This is a genomic window from Schlesneria sp., from assembly GCF_036405755.1.
In the GTDB taxonomy this organism is placed as follows: domain Bacteria; phylum Planctomycetota; class Planctomycetia; order Planctomycetales; family Planctomycetaceae; genus Schlesneria; species Schlesneria sphaerica.
Genome location: NZ_DASWWZ010000335.1, coordinates 1 through 8,383, shown reverse-complemented (window position 1 = coordinate 8,383; position 8,383 = coordinate 1). Strand labels below are relative to the sequence as shown.

Sequence of the window (8,383 nt, the reverse complement as noted above, 5' to 3'; positions counted from 1 at the left end):
CTCAACGGCTGGGCATTTACACAGTTCGGCGGTACCTGCTACTGGGATAAAGCCGGAATCGTGTCACGGGCCGCCCCCGCTGCTACCGATTTCCAGTCGCAGATTGCCTGGGAACAGGCGCAACAGCCGACGCCAAGCACGACGTATCCCGCGCCGATACAGGAGATTCTGAAGCTCGCTTCCGCTGCGAGAACACCGGAGCAACAGCAACAGTTGCGCGACTACTTCCTGCAGCACGTGAACGTGGACACGCGGGACACGTTTGCGAAGTTGCGAACCAGCATCGCCGAAAATGAAAAGCAGCGTGCCGATCTGGACGCGGCGATTCCGGCAACGATGGTCAGTGCGGACCTGCCGCAGCCACGCGAAGCCTTCATTCTGATCCGGGGTGCTTACGATAAAAAGGGGGAACGGGTCGAACGTGGTGTTCCCGCTGTGTTGCCACCATTACCCGAAGGTGTGCCCAACAATCGACTGGGACTGGCACAATGGCTGGTGGCTCCGGAACATCCACTGACGTCCCGCGTGGTCGTGAATCGCTACTGGCAACAGTTCTTCGGGACCGGCATCGTGAAAACGGCCGAAGACTTTGGGGCTCAGGGGACATGGCCTTCCCATCCTGAACTGCTCGACTGGCTCGCCACCGAGTTCATTCGCACCGGGTGGGATGTCAAACGCATGCACAAACTGATGCTGATGTCGGGCACGTACCGACAGTCGGCAAAGGTCTCGTCCGAACTGCTGAGTCGTGATCCGGAAAACGTCTTGCTGGCACGAGGCCCTCGTTTCCGATTTGATGCGGAAGTGATTCGTGACTCGATCCTGTTCGCCAGCGGCCTGTTGGTCGAGCGGGCCGGCGGGAAGAGTGTCAAACCGTACCAGCCAGAAGGAATCTGGGAGGCGGTGGCCTTTGTGGGCAGCAACACGCGTGAATTCAAACCGGATGCGGGGGAATCCCTGTACCGTCGCAGCCTTTACACATTCTGGAAGCGGACGGCACCACCTCCATCGATGTCGACCTTCGATGCCCCTTCGCGAGAGAACTGTACGGTGCGGCGTCCAAGGACGAATACGCCGCTGCAGGCGCTGGCGCTGATGAATGACAAGCAATACGTCGATGCGGCCCGCAAGCTGGCTGAGCGGATGTTGCGTGAAGGGGGCGAGACGCCTGAAGACCGACTGGTCTATGGCTTCCGCTGGGTGACTGCCCGTCGTCCGTCCGCACGGGAACTCGAAGTTCTCAAGGGGACGCTGGATAAGCAGCGGGCTCAATTCCAGGCCGACACCAAAGCTGCAGAGCAATTGCTTGCCTATGGCGATTCTCCCAGAGATCCCCATCTGGAGACCGCTGAGTACGCTGCCTGGACAATGCTCGCGAACCTGCTGATTAACCTTGATGAAACCATTACGAAGTAGTTTCCGTGGCTTCGACCACGATCCGCTTCCATGAACACCTGTCACGCCGAACTCAAGAGGATTCCATTATGGACCCTTTACTCGAATACAAACTGGCAATGACGCGTCGGCACTTTTTCAGTCGATCCGCAACAGGCTTGGGGGCTGCCGCATTGGCCTCCTGCATAAATCCCAGCATTTTCGCCAGTGATGTGGCCAGCGAGGGTGGTCGTGAGACTTTTGGTGTGATGCCGGCGATGCACCACGCTCCCAAGGCCAAGCGGGTCATCTGGCTGTTCATGGCCGATGGTCCTTCGCAACTGGATCTGTGGGACTACAAGCCGAAACTGGGTGAGTACTTCGATAAGGATCTTCCCGAGTCGGTTCGGAATGGTCAGCGAATCACCACGATGACCTCGGGTCAGACGCGGTTTCCTGTTGCCCCCTCGATGTTCAAGTTTTCCCAGCATGGTCAGAGCGGTGCGTGGATCAGCGAACTGCTGCCAGAAATGGCAACCGTCGCCGATGACATCAGCATCATCAAGTCAATGAATACCGACGCGATTAACCATGATCCGGCGATTACGTTCATGACAACCGGCAGTGAGATTTCAGGCCGTCCATCGCTGGGAGCCTGGTTATCCTACGGCATCGGCAGTCCGAATCAGGATTTGCCGTCGTTCGTCGTACTCATCTCGCGACTCGCTTCGGGGGGAATGAACCAGGCGTTGTTCTCACGGATGTGGGCTTCGGGCTTTCTGCCCACCAAACATGCGGGGGTTTCGATGCGGTCCTCGGGTGATCCCGTGCTGTATCTGTCCAACCCTCCGGGGGTCAGTGGAGGAATCCGTCGCCAGATGCTGGACGGACTGGGGGAACTGAACCAGGAACGTCTGGCCGAAGTGGGTGATCCGGAAATTGCTGCCCGTATCGCCCAGTACGAGATGGCTTACCGCATGCAGACGTCCGTCCCGGAACTGGCCGACATCTCGAAAGAGCCGAAGCATGTGCTCGAGATGTACGGGCCTGAAGTCACTCAGCCAGGTTCCTTCGCCTACAACTGTCTGTTGGCCCGACGACTGGCGGAACGAGGCGTTCGGTTTACCCAGGTCTTCCTCCGCGGTTGGGACCATCACGGCAGCTTGCCAGGACAGATTCGCCAACTGACGAAAGTTGCGGACCAACCCTGTGCGGCGCTGATCAAGGACCTCAAGCAACGCGGAATGTTGGAAGACACCCTGCTGGTGTGGGGAGGCGAGTTTGGGCGTACCGTTTACAGCCAGGGGACCCTGACGAAAGACAACTACGGCCGCGACCATCACCCGCGAAACTTCACGATGTGGATGGCAGGTGGGGGTGTCAAGGGGGGCCTGGTGCACGGGGAAACCGACGACTTCAGCTACAACATTACGGAAAAACCCGTTCATGTGCATGATCTGAATGCCACCATCCTGCACCTGCTGGGCATCAATCACGAGAAGCTGACATACCGGGCACAGGGGCGGGATTTCCGTCTGACCGATGTTCATGGAAAGATCGTGACCGACATCCTGGCCTGACGAATTGGGGTCTGAAGGACGACAATCTCGGACCTCTCACTTACTGAATCAGAAAGACCGGCGTGATGCGGGGTAAGGGACCCCAGTCATGCCGGTCTTTTCGTGCGAGAAATGTCTTTCAAACGGCGCCGCGAACTGTTCGGTCGACCGTCCCGAGTGTCACCAGCTGACATCACCGCTGAAGGTGCTTGCCCCGCGGTGGGATGACAGGACGTAGAAATGCGAAAGCCCAGTTCGCGATCGCCCGCAAATCATCCGTCAAAAAGCAATCAACAGAGCATTCAACGAAAAGACCCAGGTCCTGCATCATTCCGATGAGGCCTGGGTGTTTTGACTTTAACCAGCCCGATGGTGCTCGGATTCCCCTTCAAATGGCCCGTGCTGAATCGGGTGATCCCTTTCTCGCCTGGACCACCAGAACCAAGTCGTCCGAGGTTGTTCACCTGGAGGAAACGTTTTGCGGCTGACGCCGTCCCGGTCGCTGTGATGACGGGGCAATCGGGGTTCGCCGAGAGCCTGGCCCGAACGTATTCGGACCTGGCGACCGAGCAGCGTGATTGTCTTGCGATGACTACTTGATCCGGGGGATTTCCATGAGTTCGGGAATCGGATCGAAGACCCACGTTTGCAGAGGGGGCAGTTTTGCGTTCGGGCGACTGTTGGGGTTCAGAAGGCTCAGCGACTTGCACTTCAGTTCATATTCGCCCGGGGCTGTTCCTTCATAGGTGGCGTGAAACATTTCGGCGAGGCGGCGAATTTCAGGATCGTTGGGCGAGTCGAAGCCGCCGATCGTCACGATCGACTGAAACTTGTCGTGATAGACATAAGATTCGAAACGTTCCCCCTTCAGGCATTCACGAATGGCATCGTTACTTTGTCGCAAGGCGTAGGTGAGTTGCGCGGCGTCTTCCCCTGCACGGACAAGATTGTAAGGGCCCGACTCTCCAATCATCTTATCGAAGCTGGCTTCCTGTCCTGTGAACTTGCTGTTACCCAGAGGAATGGCGGATTTGCCGGTGAATGTGGCGACTTTGAGTGTGTACTTGCGGGGGACGTTCACCAGGGCATAGTCGATTCCTGAATTCAGGTACTTGGCCATGCTATCGGGTTTCTGACGGACCACGTCACCTGCCTGGCGAAGTGGGTTGATGGTGAGAAATGCCGAAGCAAAGGGACCTTTTGTTCCATCCGAGATTCGGACGACCGCGCCTGACTTGGGGTCTGACATGAACTTGGGTTTGAATTTCTTGATGTAAGCCAGGGTCTTTTGCGCCGGCTGATCATCGACTTTTTCATAATTACCCGCCAGCACGCAGATCATGTCTCGCTGAGCGGCAAAGACTCGCTTATCGGGATTCCCCAGGCGGTCATGTGTTTCAATTGTCTCTTTCTTGGCATCGCGCGAGAACGAATAGGCGGGGATGCCCTTGTCGCGAAGTTCGTGAACAAGTTTGCTGGCAGCCTCTTCGGCGGTCAGCCCTTCCTTCTTACGGTCTGCGTCATAAACATCGCGGAACGTGGCAACCATCACCATCCACGGGCCGTGTTTTTCCGTCAATCGGTACTCTTTTGCGGGATCGTTTTCAATCGCGAGCAGGGACGAAAGAGGAACCAGTGTGAGGACAGAAAGGAACAGGATTCGAAGTGGGAATTGGGTAGGCACGACAGACTCCATTCTGACTGGATTGCACGTAACGACTTGAAATGAGAGGTGACAGACCTGATCGCGGTATCGTCGCAGCCCGTCGTATCTACGACACCGATCGTAGTAACAAAGTCCGCGACCAATAAACTTGAGGGGAGATTTCAAATTCGTGTGGGCGGGAACGTATCAGCAACCATTTTTTGTGTCCAGAGGCAGTTTTTTCCGGTCTTGGCACGCCTCGTGCGTAATCCCCGTTTGACCAGTCTCAGTTGTAAAACGTTCTCATCTGACCTGGGTACAAGACACCATTTTGCCTCGTACCTTTCCGGCCAAATCAGATCGAATCAACTCGACAAAGGGAGAATTCTGCTGCCATGGATGGCTCAGCTCGTCCCTTTGTAAGAATGTCCGTCGGCTGGCGGCAGAAATTGGCAGATTTACAAAAGGCACGGAGGCCGAATACATGCAGCATCGAGTTTCTCTGCGCGGTCGTGCGACCGCTTCGCTCTGGACAATGCTCGTTGCAACTCTCCTGGTGGTGGTCGCGTGCAGTTGGATTACGGCGACCAGCATCTCTGCTCAGGCCGCAGACCCCAACAATATTCTCCTGGACTTCTCGGCCAAGTGGTGTGGCCCGTGTCAGCAGATGAGTCCCATCGTTTCCAAGCTTGAACGTCAGGGTTACTCCATCCGTCAGGTGGATATCGACGTGGAAAAGGGACTCGCAGAGAAATACCACATCGAGAGCATCCCCTGCTTCGTGCTGATTGCCAACGGCCGCGAGATCAGCCGTATCAATGGGATGACTGATGAGAAAAAGCTGAAAAGCATGCTCATGATGTTGCCCAAGCAGAATGGCGATGACGCCATGGCCAGCCTTCCCCCCTCCCGGAAGGGCCAGGCATTGCCCGAAACGAAGGGGGAATCCCGTTCAGGTGACGACAAGAAGCTGTTTCCAAAGATTGCTCCCCTGTTCTCTAAGTCCAAGGGCCCTAAGAAAGCTCCTGCAGATGAGCCCGAAACCTTTCGACTCCAGAACGCCGACGCCTCGCCGAAAATGGATCAGATTTCCCGTGAAGCGTTTGCTGCCAGTACGCGGATTCGGGTCCTGGACGGGTCGCACATCCACTACGGCTCAGGGACGGTGATTGAGAGCAAGCCCGGCCGGGCGATCATTCTTAGCTGCGGTCACATTCTGCGGAACCTGGGAAAGAAGGCGGTCATCGAAGTTGACCTGTTCCCCGAGCCCAACACCAAGCCGCAGGTCGCCGTGGCAGAAATCATAGATTATGACCTCGACGCGGATGTCGGTCTGCTGTCGATTCCCTGCGACAATCGTCTGCCCGTGGTCAAGCTCGGGTTTGGGCCCGGTGTTCCCCAGGTCGAAGACCGTGTCTTCAGCATCGGCTGTGGCGGTGGAAAGCTCCCCTCGCTGGAAGAGCACGTGGTGACCGGGATCAATAGTGTGGTGGGTCCTGACAACATTGAATGCACCGGGATACCAGAACAGGGTCGCTCGGGGGGAGGCTTGTTTCTGGGACGCGAGCAAGTCGGAATCTGTATCTTCGCCGATGCGAATTACAAACGAGGCATCTATGCCGGGATGAAACCGGTCGCCCAGATGCTGGCAAAGGCGAAGCTGGGGCATCTGGTACCGAAAGGCATGGCCAAAGAAGCAGAGGCACAGGAAGAGATCGCTGCCGTCGTTCCGGAAGACGAAGAGCCGCTCCTGGGAAGTCCTGAGGAGATTGCGCCGGAAGGGGCCGAGCACGAGGGGGATGTTGCCGGCGAAATGCTCGCCGAGGCACTGCGCGATTCTGCTCCCGGTTCGTCGTTACCGGGCGCGGCGGGTGACTATGTCGACGCCGAAATCGTCTGTATCATTCGTCCGAAGCAGCCGGGAGTCGCGAGTCGGGTCGTCATCGTCAATCAGGCTAGTACCCGCTTCGTTGACGACCTGCTGCACGAGTCGACCAGCAATCCCCGTCCGACGGCTGTTGCGGCCAGCAACAAGTCGAAGACCAAGGCCCCCATTCGAAGGACAAACGCTGTCGCTTCGAATACGGCATCGCAGCGTGCGACGACGCGAAAAGGGCCTGTCGCCACAGCAGACATGTCGCGGCCTCAGCGGAATTTTGAAACCTCATTCGAGGCTCGCAGAGGAAGCCGCAACTAAAGGTCGATCGCTGTACAACTCGAGACAACCTAACTCGAGACCGCACACCGACCCGCCATGGGTCTCGTAACGGATGTCTTGGATGAGTTGGCGGTGACTCGTCAGACGGTTGAGACCGTCTCTTCCGCAGCATGTCGTTTTGAACGGCAAGTGATGACACTTCCCACGAATGTCAGGGTGGAGTGAGCGACGCTTCACACATCCGTGCAGTGAAACAAAACGAAACTCGCGTTCATGACGGACCTGGTTCACGACCGTTGAGCGCGGAGAGGAATGGTTCGAACCGACTTTGGTCACGGACCCCAAGTATGCGGCATCGCCACTGGCAAGGTGTGGCCGCGCAAATCTCTCGCTCGAAATCGCACCAGGGGACTCGCCACCGGGCCACTCAGCCGAAGGCACTCAATACCGCGGCTGGGGCAATCGGTGTCGCTCGGGATGCGCGCCCCCCCCGGACGGAAGATGGCCGTTCTGATGTCCGTGTCCCATCCGGCTCACGATCAGGCGATCGGATGGAAGGTCATCGCCACTCTTCAAAGTCCCTCTCGGGATAATTCCGGCCGCTGCTCCCAGGCGGATATCGGAGCCAGGGAATCCCACCTCCACCAGCTCCTCGGCTGCCTCGAATTGACTTCAACCACCATCATGCCTATCGTTAAACGTCGATTTACGATTTAGGAGCGAGGTATGACGGGTCGAGATCTCCAGCGGACTTGTGAAACTGGCGACGTACCCTTGCCGGAGGACGCATCGGCGTCGCAGCTTGCGGGCCTTGCCTGGGCGATCGCTCATCCGGCACGGGTCCGGATTGTGCGATTGCTGGCCAGTCGCAAGTCGTGTGTCTGTGGCGAGATCGTCGATCAGCTTCCCCTCGCACAATCCACTGTGTCGCAGCATTTGAAAATTCTCAAAGCCTCGGGACTGATTGAGGGCGAAGTGGATGGCCCGAAGGTTTGCTACTGTATCAATCCCGCAAAGCTGGAGGAGCTGAAGTCCCTGGTCGGGAACCTTTGATTTCCCCCCGCACGACCTGCCGGTCAGAGGAACATGGCCTGCCGAGGAACATGGCCTGCCGAGGGACGGGGCCTTCCCGCTCGTTCCCTGTGAAAAGCGGGACCTGATGTCGAGTCTTCTTTTTCCTGACAGAAACATCCAACAGAAAGAACATCATGAAGGTCATTCAGGTTTACGACAAGCCGATGTGCTGTTCGACAGGTGTCTGCGGCCCTCAAGTGGACCCGGCACTCGCTCGATTTGCAGCGGATCTGGATTGGCTGAAATCGCAGGGACATCAGGTCGAGCGATTCAATCTGGGGCAGCAACCCCAGGCTTTCATTGATAACCCATCTGTCCATCAGGTTTTGTCGACAGAAGGGACCGAAAGCTTACCTCTGATCCTGATTGACGGACAGATCGTCAGTCGCGCCACCTTCCCCGATCGCCTCGTGCTGGCAGGCTGGACTGATTCTGCTGTGCCGGTAACCCAGTCAGGCAGTTGCTGTGGCGGTGCAGCGGCCTCGTCTGCGAGTTCCTGCTGTTCGGAACCGAAGTCGGCCAACCCATTGAACGTTCTGAGTTGTGGTGATACGGATTCGAAGTGCTGTTAAG

6 protein-coding genes are annotated in these 8,383 nt (G+C 57.2%); 5 read left to right on the top strand and 1 reads right to left on the bottom strand.

The window, feature by feature from the left end; all coding sequences use genetic code 11:
• The coding region (locus VGE80_RS11635) for a DUF1553 domain-containing protein (RefSeq protein WP_440592787.1) at positions 1-1,416 on the top strand (1,416 nt) is incomplete at its 5' end.
• Positions 1,417-1,484: 68 nt separating this feature from the next.
• Positions 1,485-2,954: a DUF1501 domain-containing protein gene (locus tag VGE80_RS11630; protein WP_373649704.1), complete on the top strand. Its 1,470-nt coding sequence runs from the start codon at positions 1,485-1,487 to the stop codon at positions 2,952-2,954.
• Positions 2,955-3,525: 571 nt separating this feature from the next.
• Here VGE80_RS11630 and VGE80_RS11625 read toward each other — a convergent pair.
• Entirely contained in the window at positions 3,526-4,617 is a 1,092-nt protein-coding gene (locus VGE80_RS11625) for a hypothetical protein (protein WP_397568141.1), read from the bottom strand.
• A 445-nt stretch (positions 4,618-5,062) separates the two neighbouring features.
• On the opposite strand from VGE80_RS11625, the gene VGE80_RS11620 reads away from it, so the two are divergent.
• The 3 genes from VGE80_RS11620 (at position 5,063) to arsD (ending at position 8,382) form a co-directional block, all read left to right on the top strand.
• Positions 5,063-6,775 carry a thioredoxin family protein gene (locus VGE80_RS11620; RefSeq protein WP_440592786.1) on the top strand — a complete coding sequence of 571 codons (1,713 nt, stop codon included), beginning with the start codon at positions 5,063-5,065 and terminating at the stop codon, positions 6,773-6,775.
• A gap of 687 nt (positions 6,776-7,462) precedes the next feature.
• Positions 7,463-7,789, top strand: a complete 327-nt coding sequence (locus VGE80_RS11615) for an ArsR/SmtB family transcription factor (RefSeq protein ID WP_373649707.1) — start codon at positions 7,463-7,465, stop codon at positions 7,787-7,789.
• A 155-nt stretch (positions 7,790-7,944) separates the two neighbouring features.
• Entirely contained in the window at positions 7,945-8,382 is a 438-nt protein-coding gene (arsD, locus tag VGE80_RS11610) for an arsenite efflux transporter metallochaperone ArsD (protein ID WP_397568139.1), read from the top strand.
• The last annotated feature ends 1 nt before the right edge of the window (position 8,383 follow it).

Bases quoted from the DNA above. Each gene is read 5' to 3' on its own strand.
- VGE80_RS11615 (WP_373649707.1), top strand. From the start codon at position 7,463: ATGACGGGTCGAGATCTCCAGCGGACTTGTGAAACTGGCGACGTACCC.
- VGE80_RS11630 (WP_373649704.1), top strand. From the start codon at position 1,485: ATGGACCCTTTACTCGAATACAAACTGGCAATGACGCGTCGGCACTTT.
- arsD (WP_397568139.1), top strand. From the start codon at position 7,945: ATGAAGGTCATTCAGGTTTACGACAAGCCGATGTGCTGTTCGACAGGT.
- VGE80_RS11620 (WP_440592786.1), top strand. From the start codon at position 5,063: ATGCAGCATCGAGTTTCTCTGCGCGGTCGTGCGACCGCTTCGCTCTGG.